General features: G+C 68.6%; 21 protein-coding genes and 1 pseudogene. 9 read left to right on the top strand and 13 right to left on the bottom strand.

What is annotated here, in order from left to right:
* The first annotated feature begins 2 nt into the window (after positions 1-2).
* Positions 3-1,418, top strand: coding sequence for an NAD(P)(+) transhydrogenase (Re/Si-specific) subunit beta (locus ACFRAQ_RS29975; protein ID WP_379105551.1), 1,416 nt, complete (start codon positions 3-5; stop codon positions 1,416-1,418).
* A 55-nt stretch (positions 1,419-1,473) separates the two neighbouring features.
* Here ACFRAQ_RS29975 and ACFRAQ_RS29970 read toward each other — a convergent pair whose 3' ends face one another.
* Positions 1,474-2,181 (bottom strand): polysaccharide deacetylase family protein, encoded by a 708-nt coding sequence (locus ACFRAQ_RS29970; RefSeq protein ID WP_379105549.1) that lies wholly within the window; start codon positions 2,179-2,181, stop codon positions 1,474-1,476.
* Between the two features lie 41 nt (positions 2,182-2,222).
* Here ACFRAQ_RS29970 and ACFRAQ_RS29965 point away from each other — a divergent pair, with 41 nt between their 5' ends.
* Both ACFRAQ_RS29965 and ACFRAQ_RS29960 read left to right on the top strand, forming a co-directional pair.
* Positions 2,223-2,798 carry a TetR/AcrR family transcriptional regulator gene (locus ACFRAQ_RS29965; protein WP_379105547.1) on the top strand — a complete coding sequence of 192 codons (576 nt, stop codon included), beginning with the start codon at positions 2,223-2,225 and terminating at the stop codon, positions 2,796-2,798.
* A 72-nt stretch (positions 2,799-2,870) separates the two neighbouring features.
* Complete coding sequence (locus tag ACFRAQ_RS29960; RefSeq protein ID WP_379105545.1) at positions 2,871-3,659, top strand: oxidoreductase; 789 nt, start codon at positions 2,871-2,873, stop codon at positions 3,657-3,659.
* Between the two features lies 1 nt (position 3,660).
* On the opposite strand, the gene ACFRAQ_RS29955 is transcribed toward ACFRAQ_RS29960, so the two are convergent.
* Positions 3,661-3,981 (bottom strand): GroES family chaperonin, encoded by a 321-nt coding sequence (locus ACFRAQ_RS29955; protein ID WP_379105543.1) that lies wholly within the window; start codon positions 3,979-3,981, stop codon positions 3,661-3,663.
* A 124-nt stretch (positions 3,982-4,105) separates the two neighbouring features.
* Between ACFRAQ_RS29955 and ACFRAQ_RS29950 the strand changes: the two genes are divergently transcribed.
* Both ACFRAQ_RS29950 and ACFRAQ_RS29945 read left to right on the top strand, forming a co-directional pair.
* Positions 4,106-5,425 carry an FAD-binding oxidoreductase gene (locus tag ACFRAQ_RS29950; RefSeq protein WP_379105710.1) on the top strand — a complete coding sequence of 440 codons (1,320 nt, stop codon included), beginning with the start codon at positions 4,106-4,108 and terminating at the stop codon, positions 5,423-5,425.
* Between the two features lie 80 nt (positions 5,426-5,505).
* Positions 5,506-5,796: a GNAT family N-acetyltransferase gene (locus ACFRAQ_RS29945; protein WP_379105541.1), complete on the top strand. Its 291-nt coding sequence runs from the start codon at positions 5,506-5,508 to the stop codon at positions 5,794-5,796.
* A gap of 4 nt (positions 5,797-5,800) precedes the next feature.
* Here ACFRAQ_RS29945 and ACFRAQ_RS29940 read toward each other — a convergent pair whose 3' ends face one another.
* On the bottom strand, positions 5,801-6,121 hold the full coding sequence (locus ACFRAQ_RS29940) for a hypothetical protein (RefSeq protein WP_357097672.1): 321 nt from the start codon (positions 6,119-6,121) through the stop codon (positions 5,801-5,803).
* Positions 6,122-6,439: 318 nt separating this feature from the next.
* Here ACFRAQ_RS29940 and ACFRAQ_RS29935 point away from each other — a divergent pair, with 318 nt between their 5' ends.
* Positions 6,440-6,964 (top strand): hypothetical protein, encoded by a 525-nt coding sequence (locus ACFRAQ_RS29935; RefSeq protein WP_379105537.1) that lies wholly within the window; start codon positions 6,440-6,442, stop codon positions 6,962-6,964.
* 104 nt (positions 6,965-7,068) lie between these two features.
* On the opposite strand, the gene ACFRAQ_RS29930 is transcribed toward ACFRAQ_RS29935, so the two are convergent.
* From ACFRAQ_RS29930 to ACFRAQ_RS29915, 4 genes are all read right to left on the bottom strand, one after another.
* On the bottom strand, positions 7,069-8,226 hold the full coding sequence (locus tag ACFRAQ_RS29930) for an acyl-CoA dehydrogenase (protein WP_357097668.1): 1,158 nt from the start codon (positions 8,224-8,226) through the stop codon (positions 7,069-7,071).
* A 142-nt stretch (positions 8,227-8,368) separates the two neighbouring features.
* Complete coding sequence (locus ACFRAQ_RS29925; protein ID WP_379105535.1) at positions 8,369-9,064, bottom strand: TetR family transcriptional regulator; 696 nt, start codon at positions 9,062-9,064, stop codon at positions 8,369-8,371.
* 35 nt (positions 9,065-9,099) lie between these two features.
* Positions 9,100-9,603, bottom strand: coding sequence for a 5-(carboxyamino)imidazole ribonucleotide mutase (gene purE / locus ACFRAQ_RS29920; RefSeq protein WP_357097664.1), 504 nt, complete (start codon positions 9,601-9,603; stop codon positions 9,100-9,102).
* Positions 9,596-10,801: a 5-(carboxyamino)imidazole ribonucleotide synthase gene (locus tag ACFRAQ_RS29915; protein WP_379105532.1), complete on the bottom strand. Its 1,206-nt coding sequence runs from the start codon at positions 10,799-10,801 to the stop codon at positions 9,596-9,598. Before ACFRAQ_RS29915 ends, purE begins: the two co-directional genes overlap by 8 nt.
* A 138-nt stretch (positions 10,802-10,939) precedes the next feature.
* Here ACFRAQ_RS29915 and ACFRAQ_RS29910 point away from each other — a divergent pair.
* A pseudogene (locus ACFRAQ_RS29910) lies at positions 10,940-11,473 on the top strand (GtrA family protein); the annotation flags it as partial.
* Here the strand turns inward: ACFRAQ_RS29910 and ACFRAQ_RS29905 are convergent.
* From ACFRAQ_RS29905 to ACFRAQ_RS29880, 6 genes are all read right to left on the bottom strand, one after another.
* Positions 11,454-12,170, bottom strand: coding sequence for a sensor histidine kinase (locus ACFRAQ_RS29905; RefSeq protein WP_379105708.1), 717 nt, complete (start codon positions 12,168-12,170; stop codon positions 11,454-11,456). The pseudogene ACFRAQ_RS29910 and the gene ACFRAQ_RS29905 sit on opposite strands and share 20 nt — an antisense overlap.
* A 623-nt stretch (positions 12,171-12,793) precedes the next feature.
* Positions 12,794-13,486, bottom strand: coding sequence for a response regulator transcription factor (locus tag ACFRAQ_RS29900; protein ID WP_379105530.1), 693 nt, complete (start codon positions 13,484-13,486; stop codon positions 12,794-12,796).
* Between the two features lie 37 nt (positions 13,487-13,523).
* Entirely contained in the window at positions 13,524-13,931 is a 408-nt protein-coding gene (locus ACFRAQ_RS29895) for a hypothetical protein (RefSeq protein ID WP_379105528.1), read from the bottom strand.
* 113 nt (positions 13,932-14,044) lie between these two features.
* A complete protein-coding gene (locus ACFRAQ_RS29890) occupies positions 14,045-15,355 on the bottom strand; it encodes a sensor histidine kinase (protein WP_379105526.1) in 1,311 nt (436 codons plus the stop codon).
* Positions 15,356-15,442: 87 nt separating this feature from the next.
* Positions 15,443-16,120 (bottom strand): response regulator transcription factor, encoded by a 678-nt coding sequence (locus ACFRAQ_RS29885; RefSeq protein ID WP_040805082.1) that lies wholly within the window; start codon positions 16,118-16,120, stop codon positions 15,443-15,445.
* A 33-nt stretch (positions 16,121-16,153) separates the two neighbouring features.
* Positions 16,154-16,675, bottom strand: coding sequence for a PH domain-containing protein (locus ACFRAQ_RS29880; protein WP_379105524.1), 522 nt, complete (start codon positions 16,673-16,675; stop codon positions 16,154-16,156).
* Positions 16,676-16,826: 151 nt separating this feature from the next.
* On the opposite strand from ACFRAQ_RS29880, the gene ACFRAQ_RS29875 reads away from it, so the two are divergent.
* The gene (locus tag ACFRAQ_RS29875) at positions 16,827-17,780 is read left to right on the top strand and encodes an acyl-ACP desaturase (RefSeq protein WP_379105521.1); all 954 of its coding nucleotides are present in this window, start codon (positions 16,827-16,829) and stop codon (positions 17,778-17,780) included.
* A 59-nt stretch (positions 17,781-17,839) separates the two neighbouring features.
* Positions 17,840-19,249 carry a protein kinase gene (locus ACFRAQ_RS29870; RefSeq protein WP_379105519.1) on the top strand — a complete coding sequence of 470 codons (1,410 nt, stop codon included), beginning with the start codon at positions 17,840-17,842 and terminating at the stop codon, positions 19,247-19,249.
* Positions 19,250-19,256 lie beyond the last annotated feature (7 nt).

Genomic DNA, 19,256 nt, shown 5'->3' with positions numbered 1-19,256 from the left:
TCATGGACAATCTGGTCAACGTTCTCTACATCGCCGCGTTCGCGCTGTTCATCTACGGTCTGATGGGCCTCACCGGCCCCAAGACCGCGGTGCGCGGCAACTGGATCGCCGCGGTCGGCATGGGCATCGCGGTCGTCGCGACGCTCATCTCCATCCGGCACACCAACAACTGGATCCTGATCGTCGCCGGTCTGGTCGTCGGCATCGGCCTGGGCGTGCCGCCCGCCAAGTTCACCAAGATGACCGCCATGCCGCAGCTGGTCGCGGCGTTCAACGGCGTCGGCGGTGGCACGGTCGCGCTGATCGCGTGGGCCGAGTTCCTCGACACCAAGGGCTTCTCCCAGGTGCACGAGCAGCCGTCGGTGCACATCGTGATCGCCTCGCTGTTCGCGGCCATCATCGGCTCGGTCTCGTTCTGGGGCTCCTGCATCGCGTTCGCGAAGCTGCAGGAACTGCTGTCGGGCCGCCCGATCACCGTCGGCCGCCTGCAGCAGCCGCTGAACCTGCTGCTGCTCGCCGGTGCGATCGCCGCGGCCGTGGTCATCGGCATCGGCGCCACCAATGACGGTGTGCCGCAGTACTGGATGATCGCGGTGCTGGTGCTCGCCGGCATCCTGGGCCTGATGGTCGTGCTGCCCATCGGCGGCGCGGACATGCCGGTCGTCATCTCGCTGCTCAACGCCCTCACCGGTCTGTCGGCGGCGGCCGCGGGTCTGGCGCTGAACAACACCGCCATGATCGTGGCGGGCATGATCGTCGGCGCGTCCGGCACCATCCTGACCAACCTGATGGCCAAGGCCATGAACCGGTCCATCCCCGCGATCGTCGCCGGTGGATTCGGTGGCGGCGGAACGGCTCCCGGCGCGGGCGGCAGCGGCGAGCAGAAGCAGGCCAAGGCCACCTCCGCCGCCGACGCCGCGATCCAGATGGCCTACGCCAACCAGGTCATCGTGGTCCCGGGTTACGGCATGGCCGTGGCCCAGGCCCAGCACGCGGTCAAGGAGATGGCGGCCCTGCTCGAGGCCAAGGGCGTCGAGGTCAAGTACGCCATCCACCCGGTCGCCGGTCGTATGCCCGGCCACATGAACGTGCTGCTGGCCGAGGCCGAGGTGTCCTACGACGCCATGAAGGAAATGGACGACATCAACGGCGAATTCAGCCGCACCGATGTCGCCCTGGTCATCGGCGCCAACGACGTCACCAACCCGGCCGCCCGCGAGGACTCCACGTCCCCGATCTACGGCATGCCGGTCCTGAACGTCGACCAGGCCAAGTCGGTCATCGTGCTCAAGCGCTCGATGAACTCCGGCTTCGCCGGCATCGACAACCCGCTGTTCTACGCCGACCACACCTCCATGCTGTTCGGCGACGCCAAGAAGTCCGTCGGTGCGGTCACCGAGGAACTGAAGGCGCTGTAACCGCGACTCCACCGCGACGGCCCGCATCCCGGAAGGGATGCGGGCCGTCGGCGTTTCACGGCTTGTCGATGAGCTGGGAGACGGTGACGAAGCGGTAGCCCTGCTCCCGGAGAGCCTCGGCGATGCGTGGGATGGCGGCGAGGGAGGGGTCGCCGGCGGGATACATGGTGTGCAGCAGGATGATCGAGCCGGGGCGGACGTTCGCGAGGGTTTCGGTGACGATCTCGTCGGTGGTGGGGGTCTTGCCGGAGTCGGGTTCGACGTCCCAGGTGACGGTGGTGCGGTTGTGCTTGGACAGGTACCACGGGAGAGCGATCAGCTTCTTACCGTTGGGCGGGCGGAAGGTGATCGGGCCCCGGTAGCCGGTTTTCGCGATCTCGGCGTCGGTGCGCTCGACCTCGTCGCGGACGAAACCGGGGGTCACGAAGATCATGCGTTCGTGGTGGTAGGTGTGGTTGCCGATCTCGTGGCCGGAATCGGCGATGGCGCGGCCCTGGTCCGGATGGTCGGCCAGTTCGCTGCCGATGAGATAGAAGGTGGCGGGGATGCCCGCGTCGGCCAGAGCCCGCAGGATCGCGGGGGTGCGGTCGGTGGGGCCGTCGTCGAGGGTGAGGGCGACGACCTTGTCGGCGGTGTCGACGCGGGCGACCAGGCGGCCCGCCACCTGATAGGTGCGGGAGTTCATGAGCACGTACAGACCGGTCGAGATCAGCACCAGCCCGGCCAGGATGAGCGCGCCCCGGACGAGCAGTTTGAGTCCCATAGTTATTGACCTCCAGGTTCAAAACGGCTAGGTTCAATCACATGGGCAGGCCACGCAACTTCGACGCGGACACGGTGGTGGACCGCGCCATGGACGCGTTCTGGACCCATGGGTACGCCAACACCTCACCCGCACAGCTCGCCGACGCTACCGGAGTCGCGAAAGGCAGTCTCTACAACGCCTTCGGGAGCAAGCGGGAACTGTTCGACCTGTGCATGGCCCGCTACGACCGGATGGGCACGGAACTCGCCAACGACGTGCTGAACCAGCCCGGCACCACCAAGGAACGATTGCGGGCGTGGATGCGGCTGGTCGTGGACAGCGATCTGGCGCGGCCGGTACGACGGGGCTGCCTGGTGGCCAATACCGCCATGGAACTCGGCGGGCACGACACCGAGGCGACCACCGCCGTGACCGCCGCGGTCGAGCACATGGTCGAGGCGTTCATCGCACGCATCGAGCAGGGGCAGCGCGACGGCGACGTCCGGGCCGAGATCGACGCCCGCGCGTACAGCGAGTTCCTGATGAATACCGTTGGCGGACTCCGCATCACCACGAAGGTCTCGGACGCGGAGACGCTGTACCGGATCATCGACACCGCCCTGTCCACCCTCTGACTCCGGGCCGCACCCGTGCGGCCTTTTCCTTTACCCCAGTTTTTGACCCACAGTTCAAGAAAGGTACGGATCATGGATCTCGGACTGAACGGCAAGACCGCACTCGTCACCGGCGCCAGCCGGGGCATCGGACTCGCGGTGGCCGAAGCGCTGGCCGACGAAGGCGTGCGCGTGGTGGGCGTGGCTCGCACCATCTCTCCCGAGCTCGAAAAAGTCGCGGCGGCAACCATTTCCGCCGATCTCAGCACCACTGAGGGCGCACTCGCCGCGGTCACGGCGGCATTGGAGGAGCTCGGCGGCCTCGACATCCTGGTCAACAATGTCGGCGGCGGCGACGCCGACAAACTGGCCCTGGGCGGCTTCCTCGACATCCCGGACGAGCAGTGGCGAAAACTGTTCGACCTCAACCTGTTCGGCGTGGTCACCACCACCCGCGCGGCGCTGCCCAGCCTGATCGAGCGCCGGGGCGCGATCGTCACCGTGTCCTCGATCAACGCGCGGATGCCGGCATCCGGTCCCGCCGGCTACAGCGAGGCCAAGGCAGCACTCACCAATTTCGGCAAGCGGCTCAGCGAGGAGTTCGGCCCGCGGGGCGTGCGCGTGAACACCGTGTCACCGGGCCCGGTCGGCACCGACATCTGGCGTGGGCCCGACCATCTCGGGGCCCGGCTCGCCGCGGCGAACGGCGTGACGCAGGAGGACTTCCTGGCGGCTATCCCGACACAGTTCGCCATCGCGTCGGGCCGGATCGCCGAGGCCGACGAGATCGCCGCGCTCGTGACGTTCCTGACCTCGGAGCGGGCCGCGATCATCAACGGCGCGGATTACGTCATCGACGGTGGCATCGTGAAGACGGCCTGAGCTACAGGTACAGGCCGGTGCCGTGTTCGGGGTGGGTGTTGGCGACGGCGTGCAGATCGCGTTCGCGCAGTACGTAATACGCCTGCCCCTGGATCTCCACCTCGAACTGGTCATCGGCGCTGAACAGCACCTGATCGCCCACGCTCACCGCGCGCACGTGCGAACCGACGCCGCACACCTCACCCCAGGACAGGCGCTTGGCGACCTGGGCGGTGGCGGGAATGAGGATGCCGCCGCTGCTGCGCCGCTCGCCCGCCTCGGGGCTGAGTTTGACCATGACGCGGTCGTGCAGCATGTGGATTTCGAGCTTGGCATCGGACACCGCGGCAGTGTACTGCGCGGGAATGTCCGGTTCAGCCCCGGTGCCCGCCCGACCGCGTAGGTTCGGAACCGTGACGGGCCAAATCTCCGATATCGACGGCCTCCGGGCGCTACTGCCCGCGGGCATGGTGGTGACCGATCCGGATGTCCTGGGTGGCTATCGGCAGGACCGGGCGCTGGACCCGGACGCCGGGACCGCGCTCGCGCTGGTGCGGCCGCTCACCACCGGGCAGGTCGCGGCCACCGTGCGGTGGGCGGCCGAACACCGGGTGCCGATCGTGCCGCGCGGGGCCGGCACCGGGCTCTCCGGCGGGGCCACCGCGCAGAACGGGGCGCTGCTGCTGAGCACCGAGAAGATGCGTGCGATCAGCGTCGACACCGTGACGCGCACCGCGGTGGTGCAACCGGGGCTGCTCAACGCCGAGGTGAAGCGGGCCGTCGCCGAGAAGGGGCTCTGGTATCCGCCGGACCCCTCCTCCTTCGAGATCTGCTCGATCGGCGGCAACGCGGCCACCAACGCGGGCGGGCTGTGCTGCGTGAAGTACGGGGTCACAACCGATTACGTGCTCGGCATGGAGGTGGTGCTGGCCGACGGCACCGCGGTGCGACTGGGCGGGCCGCGGCTCAAGGACTCCGCGGGCCTGTCGCTGACCAAACTGTTCGTGGGCAGCGAGGGGACGCTCGGCATCATCACCGAACTGACCCTGCGGCTGCTGCCCGCGCAACCGCCGCAGTCCACGGTGGTGGCGAGCTTCCCGACGCTCACCGCCGCCACCGACGCCATCCTGGCCATCACCGGCCAATTGCGGCCCTCCATGCTGGAATTCATGGATTCGGTGGCCATCAACGCCGTCGAGGACGAGCTGCGGATGGGGCTCGACCGGCAGGCGGCCGGGCTGCTGGTGGCGCGCTCCGACGCCCCGGGCGAACACGCCGGACACGAGGCCGACCTCATGCTGGCGGCGTGCGAGAAGGCCGGGGCCACAGAGGCTTTCCGCACCGACGATCAGGAGGAGGGCGAAGCCTTCTGCGCGGCACGGCGATTCGCCATCCCCGCCGTGGAGCGCAAGGGGCCGCTGCTGCTCGAGGATGTCGGGGTGCCGCTGCCCCGGCTGGGGGACCTGGTGAACGGGATCGCGGAGATCGCGGCAAACCGCCAGGTTTTGATCTCCGTCATCGCGCACGCGGGCGACGGCAACACCCATCCGTTGATCGTGCACGACCCGGCGGACCCGGAAGAATCCGAACGAGCACATCTGGCATTCGGCGAGATCATGGATCTGGCCATCGTCCTGGGCGGCACCATCACCGGCGAACACGGTGTCGGCCGCCTGAAGAAGCCGTGGCTGCCCGACCAGCTCGGCCCCGACGTGATGGGGCTCACTCGCCGGATCAAGAATGCGCTGGATCCGAACGGGATACTCAATCCGGGTGCGGTGATGTGAGCCCGCTCAAAAGGGTTGGGGGCCGAGCTCCCCGAACTCCCTGAGGAACAATCAGCATCACAGAGGAGTTCACACAGGTCATGAGCACCAAGCTGGAACACAATGCCGACGCGACCCGCTACGAGATCTACCTCGACGGCACTCTCGCGGGCTACGCCGACTACGCGGAGCGGGTCGACGGCGACGTCAAGGTCCGCGATATCCAGCACACCATGACCTTTCCCGAGTTCCGGGGCCGCGGCGTGGCCGCGCAGGTGGTGGAGTACGCGTTGCGGGACGCCCGCACCGAGGGCTTCTCGGTCATCCCCACCTGCTGGTATGTGGAGAAGTACATCGGCGAGCACCCCGAATACGCAGACCTGGTGGCCTGATTCGCTAGTTGGCGCGGTGGTGCCGGCGCTGCCAGACCCGGAAGTGCCGGTCGGCGCTGCCCACCATCGCCTCCCCCACCTTCGCGTCGTCGAACCCCGGCAATGACTGCAACTTCGTCAGGAACACGGTGTCGGCGGCCGAGTAGGGCACCACGCATCCCTTTCCGGTCGCCCCGATGAGCACGAAGAACACGTCCCCGGCGAACGGCCCGTCCGCCGCGGTGATGATGCGCACTTCCGCCAGCTCCGTCCACGCGACCTCTTCCACCCGCCCGTCGGCCAGTGTCCGCCGCACGAAGGTGTCGTTGATTTCGACTCCGGACATGGCTCCATAGTGCCCCCAGCATCCCGGCCCGAACAGCCCTCGAATCCGTGCTTCACCTGAGGAAGCGGGAAAGAAAAACTCTGGCGAACCCCCCTGCCGCACATCGAGGGCGAACCGTTTCCCGGAGCAATTCTCCAGCTATTGAAGAGTTTTCGACGTGCCGCGATCCCGCGCGTCATCCGGGCAACCGCTGATTCGTCCACAGCGATTCACAGCAGATTCCATGCTGTGTGAAGTATTTACATTTCACCAGGCGGGTTAGTGTCCCGAAGCCCCCTCGACACAGGGGTTTTCGACAACTCGGGAGACACAGTCCACATGAAGAAGTCGGTTCTCGCTCGATCGGGCGCCGGAATCGCGGGGGCCGCGGCCGTCGCCGCCGTCACCATCGCGATGGCCCCCGCCGCCTCGGCCCAGATCGCCATCACCACCTCGACGGCCTACTGCGCCGACACCACCTACACCGTCACGCTGCCCGCCGCCGACGCCGCCACCATGGCGAGCCAGTACGGGGACAACAACTTCGTGCTGCAGGCCACCAACACCGGCACCAATGTCACCTGGTGGTCGGCCGCGCAGGCCTCGGTCTCCGGGCAGGACCTGACCTTCCAGTGGACGCCGTCGCAGTCGATCCCGGCCTCGGGGACCGCCACCGGCACCTGGAGCCTCTACATCACCGAGGCGCACGTCGCGGCCACCGCGCTCGGACCGGTGTCGGTCACCGTCGTGCAGACCGCGCCGCAGGGCACCACCTGCCTGCCGCAGACCAGCACCGGCAGCTCGACGCTGACGCCGCTGGGCAGCATCATCAGCAATCTGCTGAGCAGCCTCTCGGCACAGTAGACGCGAACTTCGGTCCAGCCCAACCCTGGACCGAAGCGACCGGAGGCGGCCCGAACGAAAGTCGGTGCCGCCTCCGGGTGTTCGTCACGCCGTCCGGAGCGGAATCAGCGCAGGATCTGGCGGGACATGACCAGACGCTGGATCTGGTTGGTGCCCTCGTAGATCTGGGTGATCTTGGCGTCGCGCATCATGCGCTCCACCGGGAAGTCGGTGGTGTAGCCGGCGCCACCGAAGAGCTGGACGGCGTTGGTGGTGACCTCCATGGCCACATCCGAGGCGAAGCACTTGGCGGCCGCGGAGATGAAGCCCAGGTTCTTCTCGCCACGCTCGGCGCGGGCGGCCGAGGTGTAGACCATCAGGCGGGCGGCCTCGACCTTCATGGCCATGTCGGCCAGCATGAACTGGGTGTTCTGGAAGTCGGCGATGGCCTTGCCGAACTGCTTGCGATCCTTGGTGTAGGCGATCGCGGCGTCCAGCGCGCCCTGCGCCAGACCCACGGCCTGCGCGCCGATGGTCGGGCGGGTGTGGTCCAGGGTCTGCAGCGCGGTCTTGAAACCGGTGCCCGGCTCGCCGACGATGCGGTCGCCCGGAACCTTGCAGTTCTCGAAGTACAGCTCGGCGGTCGGGGAACCCTTGATGCCCAGCTTGTGCTCCAGCGGGCCGACCACGAAGCCCTCGTCGTCCTTGTGGACCATGAACGAGGAGATGCCGTTGGCGCCCTTGTCGGCGTCGGTCACGGCCATGACGGTGTACCAGTCGGACTTGCCGCCGTTGGTGATCCAGCACTTGGAGCCGTTGATGATCCAGCCGTCGCCGTCCTGACGGGCCCGGGTGCGCATGGAGGCGGCGTCGGAGCCGGCCTCACGCTCGGACAGCGCGTAGGAGGCCATCTTGCCCGCGACGATGTCGGCGAGCACCTTGGTCTTGAGCTCCTCGGAACCGTTCAGGATCAGGCCCATGGTGCCGAGCTTGTTGACGGCGGGGATCAGCGAGGAGGAACCGCAGACGCGGGCCACTTCCTCGATCACGATGCAGGTGGCGACCGAGTCGGCGCCCTGGCCGCCGTACGCCTCGGGCACGTGCACGGCGTTGAAGCCGGCCGCGTTGAGGGCGGTCAGCGCCTCCTCGGGGAAGCGGGCGTTGCCGTCCACGTCCTTCGCGTAGGGGGCGATCTCCTTCTCACAGAGGCCGCGGATGGCCTCGCGCAGCTCATGGTGGAAGTCCTCGAGCTGGAACAGGTTGAAATCGGGGTTGCCCGCCATGGGGTTGTCTCCTGGTCGTCGCCAACATATGCGGCACTGAGTGCCATTTGCAGCCAACTATACGCCGAGATATCGCGGCCACGTGCGGGTACTTCGTCACAACGCTGTGGCACGCAGTGTCAAATACCGCACCGCGGTTACTTCACAGCGTATCGAGACGACGGGCCAGCAGGTCCGCGACCTGCCGAGGCGCCAGGTCACGGGGGAACACCGCCACCACCATCTGATCCGAACCCGCCGCCGCCTCGCGGCCCGCTCCCCCACGCGGAATCGCCGCCAGCGCCGATCGCAGATCCTCCGGACTGGCCGCGGACTCGCCGCGCACCATGCGCCGCAGCAGATAGTTGTGGGTCGCCGTCACCGCGGCGGTGAACTGCACCAGCGCCAGATCCGAAGTCCCCGGCAGCGTCCGGCGCAGGTAATCGGTGAACAACCGCTCGTAGCGGAACACGGTCACGATCTCGCGCTCGCGCAGGGTCGGCACCTGCCGCACCACCCCGTAGCGGCGAGCCGCGAGGTCACGCCACTGCGTGAACCGCTCGAACACCTCGACCACGGCCTCGCACACGGCATCCCAGGCATCCCCGCGCGCGGCCTCCAGGAAGGCCCGCGCCTGCGTCAGCTGCGACTCGTGATCGGCGAAGACCACATCCTCCTTGGACCGGAACTGCCGGAAGAAGGTACGCCGCGAGATTCCCGCGGCCTCCGCGATCTCGTCGACCGTCGTTGCCTCGTAACCCTTCTCGGCGAACAACCGCAGCGCCTGGTCCACCACCGTCAATCGGCGTTCGGTCGAATCCGCGTCGGCGCGCGGCCGCGCGGGCTGGTCGTTGGGCATCCGCCAACGGTAGCCCGGCGCGGGAGCCCGGTGGCTCAGCCCAGCAGTTTGGTCCGCAGCGCTTCGTCCTTCTCCAGGACGAGGGTTTCCAGGTTGGCCTGGAATCGCTCCATGCGCGAACGCAATTCGGGGTTCGCGGTGGCCAGGATGCGCGCCGCCAGCAGGCCCGCGTTGCGGGCCCCGCCGATGGAGACGGTGGCGACCGGCACACCGGCCGGCATCTGCACGATCGACAGCAGCGAGTCCATGCCGTCGAGGTACTTCAGCGGCACCGGGACGCCGATCACCGGCAGCGGCGTGGCCGAGGCGACCATGCCCGGCAGGTGCGCCGCGCCGCCCGCGCCCGCGATGATCACCTTGATGCCGCGGTCCGCGGCGGTCTTGGCGTAGTCGAGCATGCGCTGCGGGGTGCGGTGCGCGGAGACCACGCCCACCTCGAAGCGGATCCCGAACTCGGCCAGCGCTTCCGCGGCGGCTTCCATGGTGGGCCAGTCGGAGTCCGACCCCATGATGAGGCCAACCTGGGCGGTGTCAGTCATGGTGCGGATCCCATCCGTCGGTCCAGATCGCGTGCGACATCCAGTGCGCCGCGCGCTCGGCTTTCTCCCGGGTCTCGGCGGCGTCGTCGCCGAGGACATTGATGTGGCCGATCTTGCGGTCGGGGCGTTCACCCTTGCCGTAGAGGTGCACCTTGGCCTCGGGGAGACGGGCCGAAAGATGGTGCAGGCGTTCGTCCATCGACATCTCGGGGGCCTCGGGCGCGCCCAGGATGTTGGCCATGACGGTGACCGGGGCCAGCGGCTTGGTGCTGCCCAGCGGGTAGTCCAGCACCGCGCGCACGTGCTGCTCGAACTGTCCGGTGCAGGCGCCGTCCATGCCCCAGTGTCCGGAGTTGTGCGGGCGCATCGCGAGCTCGTTGACGAGCAGTTCGCCGGAGTGGGTCTCGAACAGCTCCACCGCCATCGCGCCGGTGACGCCCAGCTCGGCGGCCAGCCGCAGGGCCAGCGCCTCGGCCTCGGTGGCCTTCGCCGTCGGCAGGTTCTGGGCGGGCGCGATCACGACCGCGCACTGGCCGTTGCGCTGCACGGTCTCGACGACCGGCCAGGCCGCGGCCTGACCGAACGGGGACCGCGCCACCATGGCCGACAGTTCACGCTTCAGATCCACCTTGGCCTCGGCCATCAGCGAGACCCCGTGCGCCAGCTGGTCCTCGATGATCGGGGTGGCCTCGGCGGCGTCGGCGGGCATCCAGACGCCACGGCCGTCGTAGCCGCCGCGCACCGCCTTCAGCACGAAGGGCCAGCCGTGCTCGTCGGCGAAGGCGACGGCGTCGGCGACCGAGTTCACCTCGGTGTAGGCCGGGATCGGCACGTCCAGCTCGGCCAGCTTGCGGCGCATGCGCAGCTTGTCCTGCGCGAAGATCAGCGCCTGCGGCCGCGGCTGCACGTTCACGCCCTCGGCGATCAGCGCCTCGAGGTGCTCGGTGGGCACGTGCTCGTGGTCGAAGGTCAGCGCGTGCGAACCGATCGCGGCCTTGCGCAGCGCGGCCAGATCGTGGTGGCTGCCGAGCACCACGTCCGGGGTGACCTGCGCGGCCGGGTCGTCGGGCCGTTCGGCGAGCACGCGCAGCCGCTGGCCCAGCGCGATGGCCGCCTGGTGGGTCATGCGCGCGAGCTGGCCGCCGCCGATCATGGTGACGGTGGGCATCGCGGAGGTATCGAAGGAACGGGCGCTCACGCTGCACTATGTTGTCATGACACCCACCGGCGGCTCGCCCGTGGGTCGCATGACAGGTATCGGCGAGTCTCCCGAAACGCCGCTGCCCCGATTTGTACCGGCCCGACACAGCCCAGCCGAGAGACGTAGACTCGGCCCGTGTCATTTGTCGATGAAGTGGTCAATCGCCTGCCCGCGCCGCTGCGGGCCCTCGCGGACCGCCATTACGAACTCCTGAAGTTCGCGATTGTCGGTGCGACCACGTTCGTCATCGACCTCGGAATCTTCTACGTCCTGAAATGGACGATCATGGACACCAAGCCCACGGTGGCCCGCATCATGTCGGGAATCGTCGCGGTCATCGTGTCCTACATCCTCAACCGGGAATGGACGTTCGACAAGCGCGGTGGTCGCGAGAAGCACCACGAAGCGCTGTTGTTCTTCCTGGTCAGCGGTATCGGCGTCGGCCTGGCCGCGCTACCGCTGTGGGTGTCGAGCTATGTGTTCGACCTCCGTCAGCCCAATGTGAGTTTCACCGTCGAGAACATCGCGGACTTCTTCAGCGCCTTCATCGTCGGCAACCTGCTGCAAATGGCGTTCCGATTCTGGTCCATGAAGAAGTGGGTCTTCCCGGACGAAATGCAGGAACTCCAGGACGAATTCGAGGACCTCGTCAACGAGAACGAGGAACAGCTGGGTCACAGCTGAGGGTGATGGTCAGCCGGACACCGCCTGCCGGACTTTCCCCGATTGTCGCGGTTCCGCCGTGTAAGCGGGCTTGCTGAACCACCAGCGCGAGACCCAGGCCACTGCCCGGTGTCGGGCTCGCCCGATAGAACCGTTCGAAGACCCGCTCGCGATCCGCGGCGGGAATGCCGCTCCCGTTGTCGTCGATGGTCAGCACCGCGTGACCGTCCGCCGGGTGCGCCGCGATCTCGATCCGATCCGCGCCGCCGTGCCGCACCGCATTGGTGACGGCGTTGTCGACCACCGAGCGCAGGCCCGCGGCCAAGCCGCGCAGGCGAATCGTCTCGACCCCCTCCGTGCCGATCGTCACCCCCGGATACTGCCGCCGGGCGTCGTCCACCACCTGGTCGACCACCTCCCCCAGATCCAGATCCGCCCAATCGGATGCGGTGGTGAGATCGCCCACCGCGAGCCGCTCCAGGGCGTGCAGGGTGGCCTCGACCGAGCTCTGCGCGCTCAGCACGTCGTCGAGGATCTCCGCGCGTTCGGTGTCGGACAGCGGCATCGAACGCAGCACCTGCAGGTCGGTGCGCATGGCGGTGAGCGGGGTGCGCAATTCGTGCGCGGCGGTGGCGGCGAAATCGCGGGCGGTGACCAACGCCTCGTCGGTGTGACGGCGCTCGGTGGCGATCCGTCCCAACATGGTGTTCATGGCCTGCGCCAATTCCGTTGTCTCACTGGCCACCGGATGGCGCGGAGTCTCCACCGCGAGGCCCGCGCCGAGTCCGGCCGTCGCGGCGGTCAACCGGCGCAGCGGAATGACGGCGCGATGCGCGGCCAGCCAGCCCAGCACCGCCGCGAGCGCCACCCCCGCGACGCCGATCAGCACGATCCGGATGCGTTGCCGGGTAGCCGAATCCGAGGCGACCTCGGTGGGGACGGTCAGCGCGACCGGCTCACCGTTCAGGGCCACGGTGCGCGAGAACTCCGCATTCGGATTGCCCGGATCGACGCGGGTGATGAGCAAGCCCGGCGACGGGGAGGCCGGCAGCGCGGGCAAGGCGGTCGGCGGTTGCGCCGGAGTACCCGGGACCGGTCGCGCGGGAGCACCCGGTTCCGGCAGCTGCACCGTCTCGGCGGGGGCCAGCGCGATCGCACTCACGATGCGGCCCACCTGGTTCGACGCCTCCGCGGGCGCGAACGCGAACAGCACCACCGACATGACCGCTACCACCACCGCGGCCGTCACGGCACTCGCCAGAGCCACTCGGGCCCGCAGGGACAGGGCCATCCGACCCCGCGGCGGGAGCCGTCGCAGCGTCCGGATCACGGCTCGGCCCGCAGCACGAAACCGACGCCGCGGACCGTGTGGATGAGACGCGCGCACCCGGTGTCCTCGATCTTTCTGCGCAGGTAGGAGACGAAGACGTCGACCACCTTGGTCTGGGTTTCGAAGTCGTAGCCCCACACCCGATCCAGCAGCTGCGTCCGGGAGAAGACCTGTCCGGGAGCCGAGGCCAGCGCGGCGAGCAGATCGAATTCGCGTTTGGTCAGCTCGAGGGGGGTGCCGTCGATCGCGGCCCGGCGCGCGCCCGGCAGCACCGTGAGCGGGCCGACCGTGATGCGGTCATCGGAGACGTGGGCGGGCGCGGGGGCCCGGCGCAGCATGGCGCGCAGCCGCGCCACCAGCTCACCCAGGTCGAAGGGCTTGGTCAGGTAGTCGTCCGCCCCCGCCTCCAGGGCGTCGATGCGATCGGTGACCTCGGCGCGGGCGCTCAGCACGCAGATCGGAATATCGTTGCCGAGCGCGCGCAACGCCGTCACCACCTGGACGCCGTCCAGATTCGGCATGTTCAGGTCCAGCAGCATGGCCTGCGGGGCGTCGGTCGCGATGTGGCGCAGCGCGGCGGCCCCGTCCGCCGCGGTCTCGACCTCGAAACCCGACATCCGGAGCCCCCGCGCCACCGAGGTCAGCACCCTGGCATCGTCGTCCACAATCAGAATCCGGGGACCCGTCACGGCATCAGACGATACGGGCGCGGACTGAGAAAACTTCTCAGCGAGCCGGGTTCAACACGATGGTGCGCGACGGCGAGTGACCGTCCGGCGTCGCCACCACGGGACCGTCGGGCAGGACCACGCCCGGCTCCAGCGGGACCGCCGGAATCGAGTCCGGCCCGATCGGCTCGCCGGGCTGGAGCCGCCGCACGATGACATTGCCGTCGCGGTCCTTGATCACCACCGTGCCCGGACCGGTCGGCTCACCCGGCAGGGCGGGCAGCGCTGGCTCCAGGGGCAGCGCCGGCTGGGTGGCCAGGGCCGGTCCGGAGCTACCCGTATCCGCCAGTCCGGCAATCGAATCCGGGGTGTCCGCGTGCGCGGTCGCGGGCAGCGCCGCCACGGTGAGGGCGGCGGCGCCGATGACACCGGCGGTCAGAGTGCGGCGAACGGTGAACGTGGGCATGGGATCTCCTGTTCTTCGTCGACGATCGCTCGTCGGTTCCTGATGACCGGACCCACCGTAGGAACCGAGTTCTCAGGGCCGGATAACGAAGAGTTAGAGAACCGTTAGAAGAATCAGCGCGGCTCGGCGCCCACCGAGATCGGCCGCGACGCCACCCCCGACGAGCCGAGGAACACCGCGAACAGGGCGGGGCGGCGGCGCTGCAGTTCCAGCCGGCCGCCGTCGGCCTCGATGAGCGCGCGGGCCAGGGCCAGCCCCACACCGGTGGACCCCGCCGCCGAGAAGCCGCGGTCGAAGATGTGTGGCGCCAGCTCATCTCGCACCCCGTCGCCCTCGTCGGCGACCTCCACCACCACCAGCGGTTCGCGGTCGTCCATGCGGCCCGCCACCGTGCGCACCGACACCGTGCAGGTGCCGCCGCCGTGCATGAGCGCGTTGTCGACCAGGACGGCCAGCGCCTCCCGCAGACGGGAACCGGTCACCGGCGCTTTCAGGGTCGGGTCGCCGAGCAGCACCAGTTTGCGCCCGGCCTCGGCGAAGGGATGCCGCCATTCCGCTACGACACTGCGCAATTCGGCCACCACGGGCAGCGGATCGCGTTCGGCCGCGCCCTCGTCGCGGGAGGCGCGCACCAGTTCGTCGATGGCGTCGGTGAGCCGATCCACCTGCGCCATGGCCTCTTCCGCCTCGTGCACGACGGCCGGATCGGCATGCGCGGACAGTTCGTCCAGGCGCAGCCGCACCGCAGTGAGCCGGCTGCGCAGCTGATGCGAGACGTCGGCGACCAGGGCGTGCTCGCGTTGCAGCCGGCCCGCGATCTCCACGGTGGCCGAATCCAGCACGTCGGAGACGCGATCCAGCTCGGTGATGCCGTGCCTGCGCGGGTCGGCGCGGAAGTCGCCCATGGCCAGCCGGGCCGCGCGGGCCGCCACGTCCCGCAGCGGGTCAGCCACCCGGCGCGCGGTCACCACCGCCACCGCGATGCCCGCGCCCAGCGAGATGAGCACCAGGCCCAGCACCGCGCCGAGCGCCTGCCGCTGCATGGAATGCATGGGGGCGGAAGGGATCTCGAGGCGCAGCGAGCCGTTGATCCCCATCGACCAGGACTCGGCCAGCGGATCGACCACCGTCTCCGCGCCGATGTCGATCTTCTTGTTGTTCTCCGACTGGGTCGGATAGATGATGGTCAGCTTGCCGTTGGCCGGGATCAGCAGCCGCACCGCCTTGGTGTCCAACTCGCCGTACACCATGCCGTCGTGCTCCTGCCGCATCACCTCTTCGGAGATGCTGTTGAGCCGGTTGCGCAGTTCGTTGCGGCTGATGTCCTCGACCCACTTCCAGGCCGTGAACGCCAGCGGCACACCGAGAACCAGGGTGGTGAGGGTCAGCGCGGCCACCATGGACAGCAGGATCCTGCGTCTCATCGTCGAGATGCCTCGCTTCGCCGGGGCTTCGGGGTTCGCACGCGCACGGAACAGCACAACAGATCGATCGGCAGAGATTTCGAACGGCTAGTCGGTGTTGAACCGGAAGCCTACGCCGCGCACGGTCACGATACGCCGCTCGGCCACCGGACCCTCGTCACCGATCTTGCGGCGCAGCCACGACATGTGCATGTCCAGGGTCTTGGAGCCGCGCAGATCCGCGTCCCCCCACACCTCGCGCAGGATGGTCTCGCGCGAGACCACCTGCCCGGCGCGGTCGATGAGCACCTTCAGCAGCTCGTACTCCTTGTTGGCGAGGTTCACCTCGATGCCGTTCACCAGCACCCGGCGCGCCGCCGGCTCCAGCCGGATACCGCCGACCTCCACCGCCTCGTCGCCGATTCCGCTGCGGCGCAACAGCGCCCGCACCCGGGCCAGCAGTTCGGCCAGCCGGAACGGCTTGCCCACATAGTCGTCGGCGCCCGCGTCCAGGCCGACCACGAAGTCCACCTCGTCGGTGCGCGCGGTCAGCATGAGCACCGCCAGCTCCGCGCCGCGGGCCCGCACCTGACGGCACACCTCGAGCCCGTCCATGCCGGGCAGCCCGAGATCCAGGATGAGCAGGTCGTGACCGCCCTCCAGAGCCCGCTCGAGCACGGCGGGACCATAGCTCTCCACGGTCACCGAATAGCCCTCGCGGCCCAGCGCCCGCGACAGCGGCGCGGCGATGGCCTCGTCGTCTTCGGCCAGCAGTACTGCGGTCACGGCATCAGCCTACGGGTACGCACCGGCGGAACCCTAGAAGCCGCCGCCGTTCGGATTCTTCTGCACCACATCGAAGACCTGGTGGTAGAGCAGGTTGTGCACCCGCTGCACGTGCGGAATGTCGTCGTACTCCAGCGGATCCTCCGACGCCGACCCGATGATCAGGGTGCCGGTGCCCAGCATGCGGTCGAACAACCCATGGCGGAACTGCACATTCGAGATCCGATTCATCGGAATGTCGATGCCGGTGTGGGTGAGCACGCCCTGCCGGATCAGCACCCGGCGATCGGTCACGATGAAATGCGTCGATTTCCATCGGATGAGCGGAGCGACGCTGCGCCACAGCACGATCCCCGCCCACAGCGCGAGAATGCCGAGCAGCAGACCGGTTCGGAAACCGTCCTCGGTATTGCGCGCCGCCACCCCGGCGCCGAATCCGGCCAATGCCGTGATCAGGATGAAAGTCACAGCGGGCCAGAACAACATCTTCCAATGCGGATGGCGATGTAGGAGCAGCACCTCTTCGGGGGCCAGTGCCTCCTCCGGATAACCCATGCCGAAACCCTATCCCGCCGAGATGCCGGAATGCCTCACGCGGCCCCGGGGACCGGGGCACAATCGTGCGGTTGCCGGTAGCATCGTCGGCACGCGTTTGCCGTTCGTCATCAGCAGGCTCCACCCGGTGTGCAAGACACAGGAGGCGTGTGTGACCCGAGAGTTGACGCAATACCAGATACTTCGCGAGCTCGAACCCGTTGCCGAAGAGAACCTGAACCGGCATCTGTCGATGGCCAAGGATTGGCACCCGCACGATTACGTGCCGTGGGACCAGGGCCGCAATTTCGCCGCCATGGGTGGTGAGGACTGGGATCCGTCGCAGTCCACGCTGTCCGAGGTCGCCAAGGTCTCGATGATCACCAATCTGCTCACCGAGGACAACCTGCCCTCCTACCACCGTGAGATCGCCGAGAACTTCTCCCAGGACGGCGCCTGGGGCACCTGGGTGGGCCGCTGGACCGCCGAGGAGAACCGCCACGGCATCGTCATGCGCGACTACCTGGTGGTGACCCGCGGTGTGGATCCGGTGGCGCTGGAGCAGGCCCGCATGATCCACATGACCGGTGGCGCGCAGTCGCCCGACGAGTGGGGCGGCTTCCTCGACAATATCGCGTATGTGACGTTCCAGGAGCTGGCCACCCGCGTCTCCCACCGCAATACCGGCCGCGTCTGCGACGACCCCATCGCCGACCGCATGCTGCAGCGCATCGCCGCCGACGAGAACCTGCACATGATCTTCTACCGCACCCTCTGCGGCGCGGGCCTGGACCTGGTGCCGGATCAGGCGATCGACGCCATCACCCGGGTGCTCACCAGTTTCGTCATGCCCGGATCGGGCATGCCCAACTTCCGCCGCAACGGCGCGCTGATGGCCAAGCACGGGATCTACGACCTGCGCCAGCACATGGACGAGGTGGTCGCGCCGGTGCTGAAGAATTGGAATGTCTTCGAACGCAACGATTTCGGACCCGCCGGCGAGCAGGCGCGTGAGACCCTGGCCGCGTATATGGAGAAACTGGGCAAGGACGTGGTCAAGTTCGAGGAGCAGCGCGACCGCCTGCTCGCGCGGGAAGCCGCCCGCGGGGTGCTGCAGACCGCATGACCGTCACCCGCGTGCTGCGCGGGTGAAATAAATTCGGTTCGCTATGGTAGTCCCCCAGTGTGACGAGAGGAACTCCGTTGGGGGATGGCTATCTGGGCCGATACCGCCTCGACGAACTGCTCGGCAGCGGCGGGTCGGCGGAAGTGTGGCGCGCCCACGACACCGCGACGGATCGGACCGTCGCGCTGAAGCTGCTGGCGCCCGTGCTGACCGCCGACCCCGAATACCGGGAACGGTTCGAACGGGAGGCGCGGGCCGCCTCGATGCTGCACGGACCCCACGTGGTCGCGGTGCACACCTACGGCGAGCTCGAGGGGCGACTGTTCATCGAGTCCGAGTTCGTCGACGGCCTCGATATCGAAGCCCTGCTCGAATGGGAGGGGCCGATGGCCCCGGACGCGGCCGTCGGGCTGATCGCGCAGGTCGCCTGCGCCCTCGACGAAGCCCACACCGCCGGGCTGGTGCACCGCGACGTCAAACCACAGAACATCATCGTGGCGCCCGACGACGTCGCCTACCTGATCGACTTCGGCACCGCGCTGCAGGACGGGCAGACCGCCATCACCCAGACCGGCATGCTGATCGGCACCCCCGCCTACATGGCGCCCGAACGCTTCGACGGCACCGTCTCGATCCGCTCGGACGTGTACTCGCTGGCCTGCGTCCTCTACGAATGCCTCACCGGCGAGCGGCCCTTCCGGGTGAAGAACCCCGCCCAGCTGATGCGCGCCCATCTGGAACGCGTGCCGGAACCGCCGTCCAAGCGGTCCCCGGCCGTTCCCGCGGCCCTCGACCGCGTCGTCGCCCAGGGCCTGGCCAAGAATCCGGCCGAACGGTACGCCACCGCAGGCGAATTCGCGGACGCCGCCCGCGCCGCGCTCACCGAGTGCGCGCTGCCCGAGACCGTCGCCGACCCGGAACCCGATGACCGGGCGACCGTGAGCATTCCGATGCCCCGCCCGCCGGTGGCGGCGAAAATTTCCTCCGGACAGCCCGATTCGCCCGAACCCGACCCGGATACGCGAACCGTCGCGCTGCCGATGGATTCGCTCACCGCCGAGCCCCCGCCCGTCCACCGGTGGACGAAACAGCGCAAGGTCGCCGCCGCCGGTATCGCCGTCGCGGCGCTGGTGCTGGCCCTGGGGGCGTCCTGGATCGGCGGGAGCTCGGCCGACCCCGAGCCCCGGCAGACGCGGGCGCCCGGCACGATCGCGAAAACGCCGGTCCAGGAATCGGTTCCGACGACGACCGAACAGCCGGTGCAGGAGCAGCTCCCGCCGCCGGAGCCGAGCGGGCCCGAGGTCCCGGAGCAGCCCGCACCGGCCATGCCGGTCATTCCGCTGCCGACCGTGCCGTGGAACCTGCCCAATCTCCCCGATCTCCGCAATATCCCGGCTCCCGACCTGTGGCCCGACACCATTCCGAGGAAGCCGGGCGGCGATCGCCGCGGGCACGGAAACAAGCAGTAGCCGGATC

Source organism: Nocardia sp. NPDC056611, from assembly GCF_042792755.1.
Taxonomy (GTDB): Bacteria; Actinomycetota; Actinomycetes; order Mycobacteriales; family Mycobacteriaceae; genus Nocardia.
Note: the sequence above shows the minus strand (reverse complement) of the source record. Positions and strands in the feature narration are given on the sequence as shown.